At 60.1% G+C, this 18,389-nt stretch carries 15 protein-coding genes; 8 read left to right on the forward strand and 7 right to left on the reverse strand.

The features are described from left to right. Positions 1-51 precede the first annotated feature (51 nt). From AC1D1M_RS23975 to AC1D1M_RS23990, 4 genes are all read left to right on the forward strand, one after another. Complete coding sequence (locus AC1D1M_RS23975; RefSeq protein WP_477777663.1) at positions 52-627, forward strand: hypothetical protein; 576 nt, start codon at positions 52-54, stop codon at positions 625-627. Positions 628-1,347: 720 nt separating this feature from the next. Next, positions 1,348-1,995, forward strand: a complete 648-nt coding sequence (locus tag AC1D1M_RS23980) for a hypothetical protein (RefSeq protein WP_477777518.1) — start codon at positions 1,348-1,350, stop codon at positions 1,993-1,995. 250 nt (positions 1,996-2,245) lie between these two features. Next, positions 2,246-4,285, forward strand: a complete 2,040-nt coding sequence (locus tag AC1D1M_RS23985; RefSeq protein ID WP_477777519.1) for an oxidoreductase — start codon at positions 2,246-2,248, stop codon at positions 4,283-4,285. Between the two features lie 110 nt (positions 4,286-4,395). Further along, entirely contained in the window at positions 4,396-5,322 is a 927-nt protein-coding gene (locus tag AC1D1M_RS23990; RefSeq protein WP_477777520.1) for a 1-aminocyclopropane-1-carboxylate deaminase/D-cysteine desulfhydrase, read from the forward strand. A 35-nt stretch (positions 5,323-5,357) separates the two neighbouring features. Here the strand turns inward: AC1D1M_RS23990 and AC1D1M_RS23995 are convergent, their stop codons facing one another. The 3 genes from AC1D1M_RS23995 to AC1D1M_RS24005 form a co-directional block, all read right to left on the reverse strand. Continuing rightward, complete coding sequence (locus tag AC1D1M_RS23995) at positions 5,358-5,918, reverse strand: cytochrome b (protein ID WP_477777521.1); 561 nt, start codon at positions 5,916-5,918, stop codon at positions 5,358-5,360. A gap of 183 nt (positions 5,919-6,101) precedes the next feature. Next, complete coding sequence (gene phnX / locus AC1D1M_RS24000) at positions 6,102-6,929, reverse strand: phosphonoacetaldehyde hydrolase (protein WP_477777522.1); 828 nt, start codon at positions 6,927-6,929, stop codon at positions 6,102-6,104. Positions 6,930-7,083: 154 nt separating this feature from the next. Beyond that, positions 7,084-8,193 (reverse strand): 2-aminoethylphosphonate--pyruvate transaminase, encoded by a 1,110-nt coding sequence (locus tag AC1D1M_RS24005; protein ID WP_477777523.1) that lies wholly within the window; start codon positions 8,191-8,193, stop codon positions 7,084-7,086. Between the two features lie 109 nt (positions 8,194-8,302). Here AC1D1M_RS24005 and AC1D1M_RS24010 point away from each other — a divergent pair, with 109 nt between their 5' ends. Continuing rightward, positions 8,303-9,166 carry a LysR substrate-binding domain-containing protein gene (locus AC1D1M_RS24010; RefSeq protein WP_477777524.1) on the forward strand — a complete coding sequence of 288 codons (864 nt, stop codon included), beginning with the start codon at positions 8,303-8,305 and terminating at the stop codon, positions 9,164-9,166. A gap of 119 nt (positions 9,167-9,285) precedes the next feature. Here AC1D1M_RS24010 and AC1D1M_RS24015 read toward each other — a convergent pair whose 3' ends face one another. Next, positions 9,286-10,158, reverse strand: coding sequence for a LysR family transcriptional regulator (locus AC1D1M_RS24015; protein ID WP_477777525.1), 873 nt, complete (start codon positions 10,156-10,158; stop codon positions 9,286-9,288). A 268-nt stretch (positions 10,159-10,426) separates the two neighbouring features. Between AC1D1M_RS24015 and AC1D1M_RS24020 the strand changes: the two genes are divergently transcribed. Then, the gene (locus AC1D1M_RS24020; protein ID WP_477777526.1) at positions 10,427-11,752 is read left to right on the forward strand and encodes an MFS transporter; all 1,326 of its coding nucleotides are present in this window, start codon (positions 10,427-10,429) and stop codon (positions 11,750-11,752) included. Positions 11,753-11,821: 69 nt separating this feature from the next. Then, entirely contained in the window at positions 11,822-13,213 is a 1,392-nt protein-coding gene (locus AC1D1M_RS24025; protein WP_477777527.1) for an FAD-dependent oxidoreductase, read from the forward strand. Positions 13,214-13,216: 3 nt separating this feature from the next. Here AC1D1M_RS24025 and AC1D1M_RS24030 read toward each other — a convergent pair whose 3' ends face one another. Next, the gene (locus tag AC1D1M_RS24030; protein ID WP_477777528.1) at positions 13,217-14,638 is read right to left on the reverse strand and encodes a type VI secretion system Vgr family protein; all 1,422 of its coding nucleotides are present in this window, start codon (positions 14,636-14,638) and stop codon (positions 13,217-13,219) included. Positions 14,639-14,864: 226 nt separating this feature from the next. Here AC1D1M_RS24030 and AC1D1M_RS24035 point away from each other — a divergent pair, with 226 nt between their 5' ends. Next, complete coding sequence (locus AC1D1M_RS24035) at positions 14,865-15,569, forward strand: YebC/PmpR family DNA-binding transcriptional regulator (RefSeq protein WP_008051121.1); 705 nt, start codon at positions 14,865-14,867, stop codon at positions 15,567-15,569. A 136-nt stretch (positions 15,570-15,705) separates the two neighbouring features. On the opposite strand, the gene AC1D1M_RS24040 is transcribed toward AC1D1M_RS24035, so the two are convergent. Continuing rightward, positions 15,706-17,019 carry a leucine-rich repeat-containing protein kinase family protein gene (locus tag AC1D1M_RS24040; RefSeq protein ID WP_477777529.1) on the reverse strand — a complete coding sequence of 438 codons (1,314 nt, stop codon included), beginning with the start codon at positions 17,017-17,019 and terminating at the stop codon, positions 15,706-15,708. 107 nt (positions 17,020-17,126) lie between these two features. Then, positions 17,127-18,251: a cell division protein ZapE gene (gene zapE / locus AC1D1M_RS24045; RefSeq protein ID WP_477777530.1), complete on the reverse strand. Its 1,125-nt coding sequence runs from the start codon at positions 18,249-18,251 to the stop codon at positions 17,127-17,129. Positions 18,252-18,389 lie beyond the last annotated feature (138 nt).

Here is an 18,389-nt window from a genome sequence, read left to right on the forward strand (position 1 = left end):
TGGAACCGAGCTGCGAAACCAAAGAAACAATGGAAAAAGGAAAACCTGGCCTTGAACATTTCAGTCATCTGCGTCTTGAGCGGCCTATTGGTTGCGGTCGCGGCTTCTGCTACCGGGGTTACTTCGGTCTTCGACCTGGACTTCACCAGGTCAGCCACAGAAACGCTGAAAAAACTGGACATCAACGACGCTGGTATTATCGCCGTCTCAAGTCCTGTTGCGTTTACCTTCTGCCGCAAAGGTTCGTCAACGCTCTGGAAGTATCAGGTGTTGGATCTAGAGCAACAGGCGGCGATCCAGATTGGCCAAAAGCGGTTTTCGACGGACTATCAACTAATTACCGTTGCGCAAGTCGATAGCATTGCCTGCGAACGGGATCACCTTGCACCATCGGTTAAACCGCCTATCAGGCGTGGACTTGTCCTCGGTCTGATCACCCTGTTTCTGTTAATCGGCCTCCGACAAACCTACCGGGCAATCATGGATTGCCGTTATGACCAAACCGGGTTTTTGAAGCCTGGCTTGCAGCGATTGAGCGAATCCCGATTACCGTACAATTCAACAGTCATGGCGTTGGCCGCATGGGGCATAGCGGCAGCTACGGCATTTTTTTACTTCGGGTTTTGAGCATGACCAGAGTTAGCGGATAGACCGTTTCGAGGTATTCGCCATCCGATGCACTTTGATCGCGTGCAGTTACCTGTAACCAAAACGTGTTGAATGTCTGCAAAGAGCCTTGGCTGTGTAAAAAACGCGCCAGGCGCATTTAGAATGTTTCAATTAATCCTGCGTTGCTGTCAGCCTGAAAGGGTGTCCGGAATACCGTGGGATCCGCAGTTGGAATTTGCTCTGGATGAGAGTCGCTCGCTATTGCGCGCGTTGTCGGATGTATAACAACTAGCGGATCCAATATGCAGTTGTAAAACTGCATGTAATCAAGCAAGCCAGTTGTGGTGGGGCATAGCGCGAAAGTTGGCTCATTACTGTCGCTTCAGGCGCACTTGCGCTACGCGCCGTTTGTCGGTGGTTTGTTCGAAAAGTGAACATTGGAGCGTCTGTGGCCTCTGATTCTCAAGCACGTCAGCCATGACCTGCCCCCGCGATCGCAAAAAAAGAAGTGGAAGTTGGATCTCAAATGCAGTGAGTGCAAATTGGGGTTTATTATCTGAAGTTCAGGGAGGTGATAAACAAGCCGTTCATTGATTTGCCGAGCGAGTCAATGAGGTTAACAGTGCCGAGTCCATGATTTGGCTTATCTTTTAGAAGTAAGGTCGCACAGGGTTTTGAATAAGTAAAAATCCTGTCAAGTAGTCGATCTGTACTGTCGAATAAGGTGGAGAAAATACCGTGGCGATAAATACAATTATGAATCTGCTGGAAAATAAAGAATTCCTGGAGTTTTTACGTCTGGGCGTTATTTACGTTCATTTAGTGGCGTGTTGTGTGGCCATTGGATTGGTGTTGACCAGTGATGTCGCTATGGTTAGAGACCTGTTAAGGCGCAAAGTATTTACTGAGCATGATAATGCTCATATGGAAAGTCTTCAGAAGTCTGTCATCGTTGCACTAATAGCTCTGTGGGTAACGGGTGTTGCTGTCGTCGGTATTGATTACCTGGGTAAAGGTGTCGAATACTTTATGAATCCAAAGCTTCAAGCCAAAGTCATTATTGTCGCGCTGCTGAGTTACAACGGCGTCTTGTTGCATCGCCTGGTACTGCCGGCACTGCAAAAGGCAGGCTCGTTGCTCAATCTCGGATTCAGTGCGCGGATGCTGGCGTTGGCCTGCGGGTCGTTGTCGGCAGTGTCCTGGATGTATGCCGCCATGCTGGGTGTCGGACGTCCTCTGGCCTGGAAGTTCTCCCTCTCCGAACTGTTGATGGCTTATCCGGTACTGATTGTGCTTGGGTTCCTGACGATGCTGGCGCTGACTCAGCGAGCGAAACAACAGAACGACTACGTTGCGCCTCAGCGGACAGTCGCAAGCGCATGCTGAGCCGGTTCTGCGCGTAAATCTTGCGGGCTTGTCCAGAGTCCGAAAAATAGCGACCTTCATGGTGCCGGTTTCAACCCGGACCTGCACCGGAAGGTCGTTTTCGTTTTGAGTTGTAGCTGCTCATTTCGATCAATAAGTTGTCAGTTTCAGTCATTGAGGGATGGCGGCGCGACTCTTAGTCTGTCGAACATGACTGATGGGGGCCGTAGAGCTCCTGCACTTTCCGTGATCGCTCGATGTGGAGTTACTGATGACCGCCGCTCAATACCCGCACCTGTTGGCTCCGCTGGACCTGGGGTTCACCACGCTGCGCAATCGCACCCTGATGGGGTCGATGCACACTGGCCTTGAAGAGAAACCGGGTGGCTTCGAGCGCATGGCCGCCTACTTCGCCGAACGTGCCCGTGGCGGTGTCGGCCTGATGGTCACCGGCGGTATCGGCCCGAACGATGAAGGCGGCGTGTATTCCGGTGCGGCCAAGCTGACGACCGAAGAAGAAGCGCTGAAACACCGCATCGTTACCCGTGCCGTGCACGGCGCAGGCGGCAAGATCTGCATGCAGATCCTCCACGCCGGTCGTTATGCCTATAGCCCGAAACAGGTTGCGCCAAGCGCGATCCAGGCGCCGATCAACCCGTTCAAACCCAAGGAACTGGACGAGGAAGGCATCGAGAAGCAGATCAGCGATTTCGTCACCTGCTCGGTACTGGCGCAAACCGCCGAGTACGACGGGGTGGAAATCATGGGCTCCGAAGGCTACTTCATTAACCAGTTCCTCGCAGCCCACACCAACCACCGTACCGACCGCTGGGGCGGCAGCTACGAAAACCGTATGCGCCTGCCGGTGGAAATCGTTCGTCGCGTGCGTGAAGCGGTCGGCCCGAACTTCATCATCATCTTCCGCCTGTCGATGCTCGACCTGGTCGAAGGCGGCAGCACCTGGGAAGAAATCGTGCAACTGGCCAAGGCCATCGAGCAGGCCGGTGCGACCATCATCAACACCGGTATCGGCTGGCACGAAGCGCGGATTCCAACCATTGCTACCAAAGTGCCGCGCGCGGCCTTCAGCAAGGTCACGGCCAAGCTGCGGGGTTCGGTCACTATTCCGCTGATCACCACCAACCGCATCAACACGCCGGAAATCGCCGAGCAGATTCTCGCCGAGGGTGATGCCGACATGGTGTCCATGGCGCGGCCGTTCCTCGCCGACCCGGATTTCGTCAACAAGGCCGCTGCTGGTCGCGCCGATGAAATCAACACCTGCATCGGTTGCAACCAGGCCTGCCTCGATCACACCTTCGGCGGCAAGCTGACCAGTTGCCTGGTCAACCCGCGTGCCTGCCACGAAACCGAACTCAATTACTTGCCCGTGCAGCAACTGAAGAAAATCGCCGTGGTCGGTGCCGGCCCTGCCGGTTTGTCCGCCGCGACCGTGGCCGCCGAGCGTGGCCATCAGGTGACGCTGTTCGATTCGGCCAGCGAAATCGGCGGTCAGTTCAATATCGCCAAGCGCGTTCCGGGCAAGGAAGAGTTCTACGAAACCATTCGCTATTTCAACCGCAAATTGCAGACCAGCAACGTCGAGGTGTGCCTGAACACCCGCGTCGACGTGGCCAAACTGGTCGAAGGCGGCTACGACGAGATCATTCTGGCTACCGGCATTGCGCCGCGTGTGCCGGCGATTGCGGGGGTGGAAAACGCCAAGGTGCTGAGCTACCTGGACGTGATTCTGGAGCGTAAACCGGTCGGCAAGCGTGTCGCAGTGATTGGTGCCGGTGGTATCGGTTTCGACGTCTCCGAGTTCCTTGTGCATGAAGGCGTCGCTACCAGTCAGGATCGTGCTGCGTTCTGGAAAGAATGGGGCATCGATACGCACCTTGAAGCACGCGGCGGTGTTGCCGGAATCAAGGCAGCGCCCCATGCGCCGGCCCGCGAGGTGTTCCTGCTGCAACGCAAGAAGTCCAAGGTCGGCGACGGCCTGGGCAAGACCACTGGCTGGATTCATCGCACCGGTTTGAAGAACAAGCAGGTACAGATGCTCAACAGCGTTGAATACCTGAAGATCGACGACGAAGGCCTGCACATCCGCATCGGCGAAACCGGCGAGCCGCAGGTGCTGCCAGTGGACAACATCGTGATTTGCGCCGGGCAGGACCCGCTGCGTGAATTGCATGAAGGCCTGGTGGCGGCAGGGCAGAGTGTGCACCTGATCGGTGGCGCGGATGTCGCGGCAGAGCTGGATGCCAAGCGTGCGATCAATCAGGGTTCGCGGTTGGCGGCGCAGTTGTAATCCACTTAATCAGGCTGTTCACAAAACCTGTGGCGAGGGGGGCTTATCGGAACCCGCACCGCCACAAGTCAGCTGTTAAGATGCTGGCTCTTCACCCAGAGCCGGCATCGATGCTCCTCCCTTCCGACACCTGGCTACCCCAGGCTCCACTCGAACGCCTTGATCTCGACTGGCTCACTCACGCCGGTATCGAAGTGGCAATCCTGCGTCTGGACCAGATCGACCCGCTGATCAGCGGCAACAAATGGTTCAAGCTCATCGAACATCTGAAGACCGCCGAGCGCTTGGGTGCCGAAGGCATCATCAGTCTCGGTGGCGCGCATTCCAATCACCTCCATGCGTTGGCGGCGGCAGGCAAGCGTTTCGGCTTTTCCACCGTCGGCCTGTTGCGCGGGCACCCTCAGGAAACCCCGACGGTCAGAGACTTGCACGCGTTCGGCATGCAGTTGCACTGGCTGGGTTACGCAGGCTATCGAGCGAGGCATGAAGCCGGCTTCTGGCAACCCTGGCAAACCCGCTACCCGACGTTGCATCCGGTGCCTGAAGGTGGAGGCGGATTGCCCGGCGCTGAAGGGTGCATGCAGTTGCGTGCTCAAGTTTGCGCGCAATTGGAGGGCTTGGGCTGGACCGACTACGACGCCTGGTGGCTGGCCTGCGGAACCGGCACGACTCTGGCGGGCCTGGTAATGGCCGAAGCGGGGGATCACCCGGTTTACGGTGCGCTGGCGGTGCCTGGCGATCATGGCGTGGCGCAGCAGGTCGAGCGGATCGTGCAGGAAGCCGGTGTAGTCAATGCGAGGTATGAACTGATCGATGCCAGCCGCGGCGGCTTCGCCAAGGTCGATCCGCTGCTGCTCGACTACATCGAAAAGACCGAACAGGCCAGCGGCATTCCCCTGGAGCCGATGTACACCGGCAAAGCGCTGCTGACACTCAAGCAGCAAGTCGAGGCGGGCAAGTTCGCTCGAGGATCGCGGCTGATCTTCGTCCACACCGGCGGCTTGCAGGGGCGACGGGGGTTTGATTCACAAGCCTGAAACGCACCGCAAATCAATGGGGGTTGCCGTCAAGTTCAGGTATCGCGGTTCACGCCCTTGGGCATCATCCGCAGCAAGGTGTTGTCGCCCACCACATAGTGGTGATACAGCCCGGCCACGGCATGCAGGCCAATCAGCCAATAGCCGATAGTGCCGCCGAGCTCGTGCCAGCCCTGGAGTTGTTTGGCCAGGTCCTTGTTTTCCGCTACTGGCATCGGCAGGTCGACACCGTAGAACATCACCTGATTGCCCTTGGCGCTGGTGACCAGCCACCCGAGAATCGGCGTGACGATCATGAAAATGTACAACGCCCAGTGCATCAGCCTGGCCAGCGTCGTTTGCCAGTGCGGCGAGGCCGGGAAGACCTGCGGGGCAGGGCCGAGACTGCGTGCGAACAATCGCACCCAGACCAGAACGAATACGGTCAGGCCAAGCATGAAGTGTGATTCGACGATCAGCGTGCGCCCGCCACTGCCCTTGGGAAAGATCCCGCGAAACTCGATACAGGCGTAAACCAGCACCAGCAGGACCAGCATCAACCAATGCAGTGCGATCGATACGGTGCTGTAGCGCGATTCAGAGTTTTTCCACGGCATACGGTGTTCCTCAGAGGTCCGGTTTAAAGCCACCGTTCTTGTCCGACGGTGTGCTTTAACTGTAATCCTGTTTCACCGGATTTGTCTGTGGCGATCGGTCGCGGGATGCTCTGGTTCGGGTAACAGGCAGAAAAACATTGTAGGAGCGAGCTTGCTCGCTCCTACAGGGGGGAGTTGCGTTTTTTAGCTGGACTGTGGCATTTCGCCGTTGGCCAGACGCTTGTTGATGTCGGCGATCACTTCCGGCAGATCGGTGATGGTGTCGATCATGTAGTGCGGACGCGAACCTTCGAACATGGTGTGAATGCGCTTGCGCTCGCTGTCCAGTTGGTCGCTGCCCAGCGCGCGATAACCTTCGTAGTCCAGGCCCAGGGCGTTGCCCGAGCAGATCAGCGCCACGGTCCACATGCCGGCGCGACGACCTTCGAGAATGCCCGGCACGGTGTCATCGATCTTCACGCACGCGGCGACATCGTCGATGCCCAGGGCGATGACGTTGGCCAGCGCCTGGGCGGGCCATGGGCGGCCGCTCGGGACTTCGTCGGTGGCGACCACGTGATCGGCGACGTAGCCGTTGGTGGCGGCCAGTTCGACCACTTTGTCCATGACCTGTTTCGGGTAACCGGAGCAGGAACCGATCTTGATCCCTTGCTGGCGCAGGTTGGCGATGGTCTCCAGCGCCCCCGGAATCAGCGCCGAGTGTTCGGCGATTTTTTCGATCTGCAGCGGCATGAAGCGTTGGTAAATCGCGGTGACGTCATCATCGGTCGGCGTGCGGCCGAACACTTTGCGATAACGCTCGGCAACTTCCGGCAGATCGCACAGGGTGCGGATGTGGTCCCACTTGCCCATGCCCATCGGGCCACGGGCTTCTTCGATGGACACCTGGACGTCGAACTCGGCGAAGGCCTCGACGAAAATCTGCGTCGGGGCGAAGGAGCCGAAGTCGACCACGGTGCCGGCCCAGTCGAGGATGGCGGCTTGCAGTTTGGTTGGGTTGGAGTAGTTCATGGCGTTTGGATTCCTGTGATATCGATCTATTCGGAAATTCAGCTTTTCTGTGGGAGCGAGCTTGCTCGCGATAGCGGTCTTACATTCAACATGTGTGTCGACTGATCGGGCCTCATCGCGAGCAAGCTCGCTCCCACAGGGGATGTGGTGTGGTTTAGATATCGAGTACTTCCATCTCGCGTAACACTTCGCCAATCGCCGCCACGGCTTCGCGCATTTCGGCTGGCTGGACATGGCCGATGCAGCCGACACGGAAGGTTTCGACCTGGGTCAGTTTGCCGGGGTAGAGGATGTAACCCTTGGCCTTGACCCGTTCGTAGAACTCCTTGAACTGGTAGCGAGGATCTTTCGGGGCATGAAAGGTGGCGATGATTGGTGCCTGGATAGCCGCCGGCAGGAAGCTGCGCAGCCCCAGTTTGCCCATCTCTTCCATCAATGCCTGGCAGTTGGCGGCATAGCGTTCGTGTCGCGCCGGCAAGCCGCCTTCTTCGTTGTATTGCCGCAGGGCTTCGTGCAGCGCCGCGACCACGTGGGTCGGCGGGGTGAAGCGCCACTGGCCGGTCTTGGCCATGTAGGCGTGCTGGTCCTGCAGGTCCATCGCCAGCGAATGCGAGTTACCGGCGGCGCTGGCCAGGGATTCTTTGCGAGCAAAGACGAAGCCCATGCCCGGCACGCCTTCCAGGCATTTGCCCGAGGCGGCGATCAGTGCGTCGAACGGCACTTGCTGTGCATCCACTGGCAGGGCGCCAAAGGAACTCATGGCGTCGATGATCAGACGCTTGCCGTGTTCTGCGACGACCTGGGCGATTTCCGGCAGCGGATTGAGGATGCCGGTGCTGGTTTCGCAGTGAATCAGCGCGACGTGGGTGATGCCTTGATCGGCGCGCAGCAGGCGGTCGACATCGGCGGCGGTGGTGGGCTCGTCTTCGGCGGTTTCGAAGGTGCTGAAGGAGCGGCCCAGCACTTCGCAGATTTTCGCCAGGCGTTTGCCGTAGGCGCCGTTGATCAGTACCAGAATCTTGCCATCGCGAGGCACCAGCGTGCCGATCGCTGCCTCGACCGCGAAGGTGCCACTGCCTTGCAGGGGCACGCAGTGGTGAGTGGCGGCGCCGTTGATGATTGCCAGCAGTTGCTCGCAGAGGCTGGCGGTCAGTTGATTGAAGCGGTCATCCCATGAACCCCAGTCGACCATCATCGCCTGGCGGGTGCGGGCCGACGTGGTCAACGGGCCGGGGGTGAGCAGGATGGGTTCGGCAGTACTCATTCTCGTGTCCTCGCAATCGATGGGATGAAGCTACGGGGCTTAAATTGCAATTTGCCGTGTTATCAATCAAATTGTTTGTTGTTATGCCAACCATCAGTGAGAGTTATTCATGAACCTGTTTCAGCTGCGCGCCTTCGATGCCGTGGCCCGGGAAGGCAGCTTTACCCGGGCAGCGGCGCGGCTGTTCATCAGCCAGCCGGCGGTTACCGGGCACATCAAGGCCCTGGAGGAGCACTACCAGATCACCTTGCTGCGTCGCACAGCCCGTCGAGTGGAGCTGACGGAGGAGGGCACCAAACTGGCGGCCATCACCCGGGCGATGTTCGGCCTGGCCGAAGAGGCGCAGGTGATGCTCGAAGCCAACCGGCAGCTGCTGACCGGGCGCCTGGAAGTGGCGGCGGACGGTCCGCACCTGGTCATGCCGATGCTCGCCAGCCTGCGCGCGCGCTATCCGGGGATCACGGTGAACCTGCGCCTGGGCAACGCCCAGGAAACCCTGGCGGCGCTGCTGTCCGAACATGCCGACGTGGCGGTGTTGACCGAAGTCGAGCCGCGCAAGGGCTTGCATCTGCAAGCGCTGAACGAATCACGGATTTGCGCGCTGGTGCCCGACGGGCATCCTTGGGCGCAGAAGACCAAAGGCGTGCAGCTCAAGGAGCTGGATCAGGTGATCATGGTGCTGCGCGAACCGAGTTCGATTACCCGGCGCACCTTCGATGAGGCTTGCGCCCAGGCCAGGGTCAATCCACGGGTGTTGCTGGAACTCGACAGCCGCGAAGCGGTGACCGAGGCGGTGGCCGCCGAGCTGGGAGTGGGGGTGGTGTCGTCGGTGGAGGTCAGCCACGATCCACGGGTGGCGGCGATACCGATCATTGGTGAAGGGTTGGTGAATCGGCACATGATCGGGTGCATGGAGCGGCGCAGGGATTTGCGTTTGATACAGGCGTTTTTCGGGTTGGCGCCGGACGGGTAGACCGAGTCGCCTGCATCGCGAGCAAGCTCGCTCCCACAGTGTTTTGCGTCGTACACAAAGCGTGTGTCCACCCTCAATCCCTGTGGGAGCGAGCTTGCTCGCGATGGGGCCGAACCTGCCTACACAAGACTCTCGCGAACCATCTCCAGAAAAGTCGCCACCACCCGCCGCGAACTCTGCTCGCGCAGGCACACCAGGGTTTCAGTCAACCGTCGCTTGCAATCAGTAATCGGCAACGCACACACCCGCGAATCCGCGCCAAACTCGGCAGCCGACACCACGCCCACCCCAATCCCGACCACCACCGCTTCCCGCGCCGCCTCCCGACCTTCGACCTGAATTGCCGGGCGAATACGGAACCCGGCGCGTTGCATTTCCTCTTCCAGGGTCTGCCGGGTCACCGAACCAATCTCCCGCAACACCAGTGGCGTGTCGTCGAGGTCCGCGAGGGTGATGGATTCGCGGTCGGCCCACGGGTGGTTGCGCGACACGAACGCCACCATCGGGTCGTTGCGCAAGGGCAGTGAGATCAGGCGTTCATCGCTGACATCACGGCCCAGCAGCGCCAGGTCGGCCTGATAGTTGAACAGTCGAAACAGCGACTCATCGGTGTTGCCGGTTTCGATCTTCACGCTGATGCCGGGGTAGCGTTCGCAGAACCGGGCAATCTGCGGCAGCACATGCACCGGCGCATCCACCGCCAGGATCAGGCTGCCGGTCTGCAAGGCCTGGGAATCCTGCAACAGTTCCTGAGCTTCCGCTTCAATCACAAAAAGCCGCTGGGTAACGCTCAGCAGGCGCTCGCCCAGATCGGTCAGGCGCACCGAACGCTTGTTACGGTGAAACAGCAAAACCCCGTAGCGCTCTTCAAGTTTGCGCACTTGGTCGGAAATCGCCGGTTGCGTCAGAAACAGGCGCTCGGCGGCTTTGGTAAAGCTTCCATGGACCGCCACGGCATGGAACGCTTTGAGTTGGGCGTGGGAAACCGACATGGGAATCTCCAGTAACAAGCTGAGCTTATTTTGGAAATACGATAAATCGATTTCACTTATTAATCAGTAATTGTTTTTATCCACCTCAGCGCCGCTGACTGGTCAGTCGAACAGCAGCGGGTGCCATGAGTCTGAGCGTGCAACAACAGGACTCATCTGACCGGTATCCGCCGTAGGGACAGGGCGATATCGCAGTGCTCAACAATAAAAACACAGGCGTTTTCTTCCAATTCTGCCGGCACACTCACACCCTGAGGTCAGAACCACAATGAACAAGCACATCGGCACCATCAAGCGTTGGCGCGTGCAGATCTTCGCGATCACCTGGCTCGCCTACGCCGCTTTCTACTTCACCCGCAAAGCATTCTCGGTCGCCAAACTGGGCATCGGCGAAGACCCGACCTTCATGCTCGACAAAATGGCCATGGCCAACCTCGACGCCATCTACCTGACGGCCTACGCCGTCGGCCAATTCACCTGGGGCATCCTCGCCGACCGCTTCGGGCCGCGGGTGGTGGTGCTTGGCGGGTTGCTGATCTCCGCCTGTGCGGCGCTGGTGATGGGTAACTTTGCAACGTTACCGATTTTCGCTACCTGCATGCTGATCCAGGGGCTGGCGCAGTCCACCGGTTGGTCAGGGTTGTGCAAGAACCTCGGCAGTTTCTTTCCCTCCGAGCAGCGCGGGCGGGTACTGGGCCTGTGGAGTTCCTGCTACGCCTTTGGTGGGCTCGTGGCGTCGCCGTTTGCCGGTTGGTGGGCGTATACGCTCATCGGCACCTGGCATGCGGCGTTTGTTTCCAGTGCGGCGGTGGTTGGGCTGGTCGCCGTGCTGTTTTTTATTTTCCAACGCAACAAACCGGAAGACGTCGGCTTGCCGGCGGTGGAGCCGGAACCTGAGCTGACCGCCGAACAAGCTGACGCGCAAAGCAAAATCAGCATGTGGGAGCCGTTGAAGGAAATCCTGCGCAACCGCACGGTGCTGGTGCTGGGGTTGGCGTACTTCATGCTCAAGCCGGCGCGCTACGCGATTCTGCTGTGGGGGCCGGTGATCGTTTTCGAGCAGATGCCTTCGGTGGGCAAAGTCGGCGCGGCGATCATTCCGACCGCGTTTGAACTGGCCGGATTGCTCGGGCCGATCCTGATTGGCCTGGCCTCGGACAAACTGTTCGGCGCCCGGCGCATGCCGGCCTGCGTGATCAGCCTGTTGGCGCTAACGGTGTCCCTGGCGTTTTTCATGGGCGCCCTGCATACAGGTAGTGTGCTGCTGGTGGTGGCGCTGCTGTTCGTCATGGGCCTGACCCTCTACGGACCGGACTCGATGATCAGCGGCGCGGCGGCCATCGACTTCGGCACCGCCAAGGCCGGCGCCACAGCAGCCGGTTTCGTTAACGGCTGCGGCTCGGTCGGGGCGATTCTCGGTGGCCTGCTGCCAGGCTACTTCGACACCGTTACCGTGTTCATTGTCTTCGCCGGCTGCGCCATGTTCTCGGCGCTGGTGCTGATCCCGCACTGGAACAGCCGCCCCGGTGGCCTGGGTACTCACTTCGCCTATGTACCCAATCAAGCGATCACCATCAAACCCCTGCGCACCTGAATCCTGTCCCGCGTCGCCTGCTGCGTCTGCGGCAGGCTGGCGTGTGGGCCACTGACTGGAGATTGACCCATGAGACCCTTTTGGCTGGACCAGGCCTTGAAGGCTGATGCATCCGAAACCTGTCCGCCACTGGCACGCGACAGCCGCGCCGACGTGTGCATCGTCGGCGGTGGTTACACCGGGTTGTGGACCGCGATCATGCTCAAGGAACAGAACCCCGAGCTTGATGTGTTGCTGATCGAAGCGGACATCTGCGGTGCCGGGGCCAGTGGACGCAATGGCGGTTGTGCGTTGTCGTGGTCGGCCAAGTATTTCACCCTTGAGCGTTTGTTCGGCGTCGAAGAAGCGGTGCGTCTGGTCAAGGAGTCCGAGCGCAGCATCCATGCCATCGGGGCCTTCTGCGAACAGTATGCGGTGGACGCCGATTACCGCCTCGACGGCACGCTCTACACCGCCACCAACCGTGCCCAATGCGGCTCGACCGATGCGGTCATCGCCGCACTGGAGCGCCACGGCATCAACTCGTTCACCCAGCGGCCGGTGGCCGATGTGCAGCGCATGGCCGGTTCCAGCAAGCACCTGGAAGGCTGGTTTTCCCCGGCAGCGGCCAGTGTGCAGCCGGGCAAGCTGGTGCGCGGTTTGCGCCGGGTCGCCCTGGAATTGGGCGTGAGGATTCACGAAAACACCGCGATGACCGGGCTGGAAGAGGGCAAGCCGGCGGGTATTCAAACCCCCAACGGCACGATTCGCGCCGACCGTGTGGTGCTGGCGATGAACGCCTGGATGGCCCGGGCGTTCCCGCAGTTCGAACGCAGCGTGGCGATCGTGTCCAGCGACATGCTGATCACTGAGCCGCGGCCGGATTTGCTCGATGGAATCGGCTTGACCAGCGGCGTCACGGTGCTCGATTCACGGATTTTCGTGCACTACTACCACAACACCCCGGACGGCCGGATCATGCTCGGCAAGGGCGGCAACACCTTCGCTTATGGCGGGCGCATGCTGCCGGTGTTCGATCAGCCTTCGCCTTATGCCGGTTTGTTGCAGAGCAGCCTGGCGGATTTCTTCCCGGCGTTTGCCGACGTCAAGGTCGAGGCGACCTGGAATGGTCCGTCGGACCGTTCGGTGACCGGGCTGCCGTTCTTCGGGCAGATGAGCGCCAGTGGCAATGTGTTCTACGGTTTCGGCTACTCCGGCAGCGGTGTCGGGCCCTGCCATATGGGCGGGCAGATTCTGGCGTCGATGGCCCAGGGCCTGGACAACCCCTGGACCCGCTCGCCGCTGGTTAATGGACCGCTGGGTTTTTTCCCGCCGGAGCCGATTCGCTACATCGGCTCACTGATGGTGCGCAACGCCATCCGCCGCAAGGAGCGTGCGGAGGATCACGGGCGTCGGCCGCGGCATCTGGACGTGCGTCTGGCGAAGTTCGCCGCAGCAGCCGGCAAGGCTGACAAGGGCTGAGCGTCAGGGCGCAAGGTCCGAGCGGCTGAGCAGCCAGTCGAACAGCAGGCGGGTATCGCCACGGGGCTCACGCGGGCGAGGGTGGCGAGGTTGTGGCCGAGGGCCCATGGCTGTACACAGCACCGGGCGATCCGGGTCACTGTCGAGGAAAATCACCAGTACCTCGCTGCCAGCCACGGGCAGGCGGGACGGATCGATCCAGTCCTCGGCGGTGGTCAACGCCAGCGGTAACCACAGGCCATCGGACGCCTCTGCGGCTGATTGTGTGGCGGGCCAGAGGTTCACCTGAGCCCGGCCATCCTCATCCACCGTCGGCGGTTGCCCGACCGGGCCGCACACCTGGCCGGGCTGATACCCGGGAATGCTCGGTCTGGGTTGTTTGAGCGCTGGCCTGAACACCGTCGACCAAGGGATGGCGCTGAATTGATTGCGGTAACCCGGGGCCATGTCGGGTGGGTCATCGAGCAGAATGGATGACTGACACCCCTGATGGCGGATTTCGGTGACCAGCCATTGATCATTGAAATTCGCCAGCGGATGCTCGGCCACCTGCAGGATCCGGCCACTGCGTAATGCCCTCTGGTTACTTTGACCGTGGATCTGCAGGTGTCGGCAGCGCAGGCGTTCCAGTTGTCGACGGCTGAGCTGGTCGCGATGTTGTTGTTCGCCAGCGGGACAGTGCCTCGCCGTGGCGAACGAGTGATTGGCTGCGCCTTCGCTGATGTCCGCTGCACCCGGATTCCTGGCGCCTGGGCGCACAGGGGAGAGTGGGGCATCATGACGCTGGAACAATTCGCTGATCACCAGTTCCTGGTGGTCGCCGAGGGCATCGCTGCTCATCGACATGAGCAGGGGTTCCTGGGGAAAACTCAGGCTGTCATCGGCGAGTACCAGCACATGATCGTCGCGTTGATGCTCGAAGTGGTAGTGGATGCCTTCTTCCTCGCACAGCCGTTGCAGCAACGCCAGGTCGGTTTCTTCGTACTGAATGCAAAAAGGGCGCAGAGGATAGTGCCCGGTTGCCAGTTCAAAGCGATAGCTGCCGGCGGGCAGTCCATGTTCTTCCAGCAATTGGCGCAGGATCATGGGCACGCTGGCGCGCTGGAAAATACGTCGGCATCGTTGCTGTTCCAGCGTCTGGACACGGGGCACCAGCACCAGCTTGTAAGCGACCCGGTGCGCGCTTCGATGTTCACAGCTGGCGCTGTGCAGCACGCCATGAATGCCTTGGTCGTGGCCAAACTCGAGCAGCGCCGGTTGCTGCAGCAATCGTTCGAGGCTCAGGGCCGGTGCCAGCCCGATAACCTCGATGTCGAATCGATAGGGTTGGTTGAGTGCTTCATGACCACTGAACCGGACCACCTGAAAACTCAGCTGGTCGTCGAGAAGCGTCAGGGTGGTAGGACTTTCCTTGTCGTTGTGCATCGAACACGCTGCTGCCGTGGAATTAGGGCGCAAAGCGTACGAAACCCCAGCGCTTTGCGGGCATCGTAAATCGACATTTCAGAATCGCCCTACAACCGCTGGTGAAGATGTCGATGCAAGTCGGGATTTTTTGGTCGATTGCCAACTTTAGGCCGTATAAACTTGTGCAAAGCGTCGGCCAATAGATGTCTCGGCGCCACAGATGCCACAGATAAGAGAGTGAGAAATGGGCGCACAGTGGAAGGTTAAACACAAAGAAGCGGCAGCCAATGCCAAGGGCAAGATCTTCGGCAAACTGGTGAAGGAAATCACCATTGCTGCGCGCAACGGCGCTGATATTGCTACCAACGCGCACTTGCGTCTGGTGGTTGAACAGGCCAAGAAAGCTTCGATGCCCAAGGAAACACTGGATCGCGCCATCAAGAAGGGCGCGGGCCTGTTGGGCGAGACCGTGCAATATCATCGCGTGACTTATGAAGGGTTCGCCCCGCATCAGGTGCCGTTGATCGTTGAATGCGTGACCGACAACATCAACCGTACCGTCGCTGAAATCCGTGTTGCATTCCGCAAGGGCCAACTGGGCGCTTCCGGTTCCGTGGCCTGGGACTTCAACCATGTCGGCATGATCGAAGCGTCGCCGGACACCCCGGACGCGGATCCGGAAATGGCCGCCATCGAAGCCGGTGCACAGGATTTCGAACCGGGTGAAGAGGGTGCGACCCTGTTCCTGACCGAACCGACCGACCTCGACGCGGTACAGAAAGCCCTGCCGGAACAAGGCTTCACCGTGCTGTCGGCCAAACTGGGCTACCAGCCGAAGAACCCGGTCAGCGGCCTGAGCGATGAGCAGATGGCGGAAGTCGAAGCGTTCCTCGAAGGCCTCGATAACCACGACGACGTGCAGGACATGTTTGTCGGGTTGGCGGGTTAAGTCTTTGTGTCTATGACGGTTCTGTTGTCTGGCGGGCCGTCATCGCGAGCAAGCTCGCTCCCACATTAGATCGCACCCGACCAGGCAACTCGGTCAACTGTGGGAGCGAGCTTGCTCGCGATTGACCGCATAGCGGTCACAGATTTTCCAATTGCTGCACGACTTCGCTAAACCCCGGCCGCTCCAGCACTCGCGGCTGGCAGCAACGCTGCTGCAAATCTTCCAGCGCCCGACGCTGCTCATCGCTCAACCCCGAATCAACCCGCTCCAGCAATTCCCCCAGCAGCACCCCGAACGCCCGCACCTCGATCCGCTGCAAGGCACGGCTTTCAAGGCTGTTGGAAATCGCGTGGAACGACGCCGCACCAAAGTCCCCCAGCAAGCAATCACCCTGTTCATTCCACAGAATATTGTGCCCATAGAGGTCACCGTGGGTGATGCCATGGCCGTGCAGGTGTTCGGCAACCGAGGCAATGCCCGAGGCAATACGCAGCGCCACCGCGGCACTGAAACACAAATTGTCGGGGTAAATGTCGCGGCTGCACGATGCCAGGCTCGGCAGCGCGGCGAGGTTGCGGTAGCTCGGTGCGATCAGTTGCATCACCAGTCCGGCGGTTTGCTGCGGGTGATCGACAATCCGCCCTTCGACGCGAATCAGGTTTGGGTGCAGGCCAGCGGTGATGCAGGCGTTCATCTCGTGCAGTGGCGAACCGTCGCTGGTCATTTCGCCCTTGTAGAGCTTCACCGCAACGGCCATGGGCGGCTGCCCGGCGGGTTGCCAGACGGCCTGATGAATCACTCCGGACGCACCTTCGCCGAGTTTCTTCTCCAGACGTAACGCCGACCATTCAATGCGCGGAGTGGCGTCGAGGGCCGCGGCATCGGCTTCGGTTTCCAGCGGGTTACCGGCATAGGCCAGCCAAGTCAGGCTCGGCAATTCCAGCAGCCATTGCGGCAGCTCGGTCAACTGGTTGGCGGCGATGCGGATCAGTTCCAGTCGATGGCACTGGCGCAACGACTCTGGCAGTGCCTGCAAACGGTTGCCGGCGAGCATGAGCTTTTGCAGGAATGGTCGCTCTCCCAGTTCGCTCGGCAAGCTCTCGATGCAGTTGTCGGTCAGGATCAGCCAGCGCAGCAGCGGTGGCAGCGCTGCGGCGGGTACGTGGGCGATACGGTTGGCCTTGAAGCCGATCATCGTCAGCGCGGCGCATTGGCCCAGGCAGGCCGGCAACTCGGTGAAGCGGTTGTCGGAACAGAACAGCACGCGCAAACGGGTCAGGCGATGCAAGTCCTCCGGCAGGGCGCTCAAGGCATTGCCGCTGAGGTTGAGCACTTCCAGCGAGTCCGCCAGATCGAAAATCTCCCGAGGGAATTCGGTGAGGCTGTCGACCAGATCCAGCCGCGTGATGCCTGATAACTCGCCGGCGCGCAATTGAGCAAGGGTATGCATGAACAGATTCGCTATTGATCAGGGAAAGGCGCGTGGCCCCGGAAATGCGCGACATGATAGCGGTAAAGACAGGTTGGCTGTCAGCCCGCGCAGCCGACAAACACCGATCATGCCGGTTCGCTGACTTCGACCAGTTGCCCCAATCGACTGCGGGTACGCGCCAGATCAATGGCATCGCCGTCCAGGCTTTCGCGCAGGGCGTGCTGTCCGAGCAGCGTCAGATGCTTGTCCTGGTCGTACAGCACGTCGATGAGGTTGATGAAGCGCTGTTGGGCGGCAATCGAGCACTCACCGAGAGGCGGCAGGTCATCAATGATCCAGCGGTCAAAACGCCGGCACAACTCCAGATAGTCCATCACGGCCGTGGGTTGGTCGCACAGGTCGGCGAAAGTAAAACCGATGCGGCGCTCATCGCAGAAACGGGCCTGGAAATGCCGGGTGCCGACGGGTAACGACACGGCCGGGGCGTCGCGATCCGGCAGGTTCAATGACTGACGCTGCGCCGCGCTGGCCGGCCACACGTAATGGCCTTGGGTGAACAGCTGTTGCGCGTGGCTTCGGACCTGGCTTCGATAGTCGTGCGGCCCGCCGACTTCCATCACTTGCATGCGCGCATTGATCAAGTCGATCACCGGTTTGAAGCGCGCGTGGTAAAGAGGATTGGGCAGCAGGCCTTCGGGCGGGTAATTGGAGGTGATCAGCAACAGGATGCCGCGCTGAAACAGCGCCTTGAACAAACGGGTGATGAGCATCGCATCGCCGATGTCGTGCACATGGAACTCATCGAAACACAGCACCCGACAGTCGCTGAGCAGTTCATCAAGGGTAATCGCCAAGGCGTCGGCCTGATCGCGATGCTTGAACATGCCCTGGTGCAGTTGAGCGAAAAACTCATGGAAGTGCAGGCGTTGTTTTGACGCGAGGGGAATGGCCCGAAAAAACCCGTCGAGCAGCCAGCTTTTGCCGCGCCCCACGGCACCATGCAGGTAAAGACCCGGAAGGGGTTTCGCCGGAGCACCCATCAGCATGCAGGCATGCCGGGCCATGCAGTCGATCACGCGCTGTTGGCTGTGACTGAGGGTGTAGCCCCGGGCATGGGCCTGGTGGCGAAAGTAGTCGTGGATGACTTGGCCTGCCGCGGCGCTGCCAGCAGCCGGTACCTTGCCGAGAAGGCGACGCAACGTTTGCCAGCGCGATTTGATTCGCGAACGGTTGGGCGGTCGAACGGCCACTGAGATATCACCTCTGGTGTGCGGGCAGGCTCTCCGAGCTGCGGCGGCATAGTGTAACCAGAGCAGGGAATTTGCTTCCAGCGGTGTCGGCGTATCCGGGCCACCGTCACTGGGTTCTAAAGGAACGCCGCAAACCCT

The sequence above is a fragment of the Pseudomonas sp. P1_F7 genome (assembly GCF_056405655.1).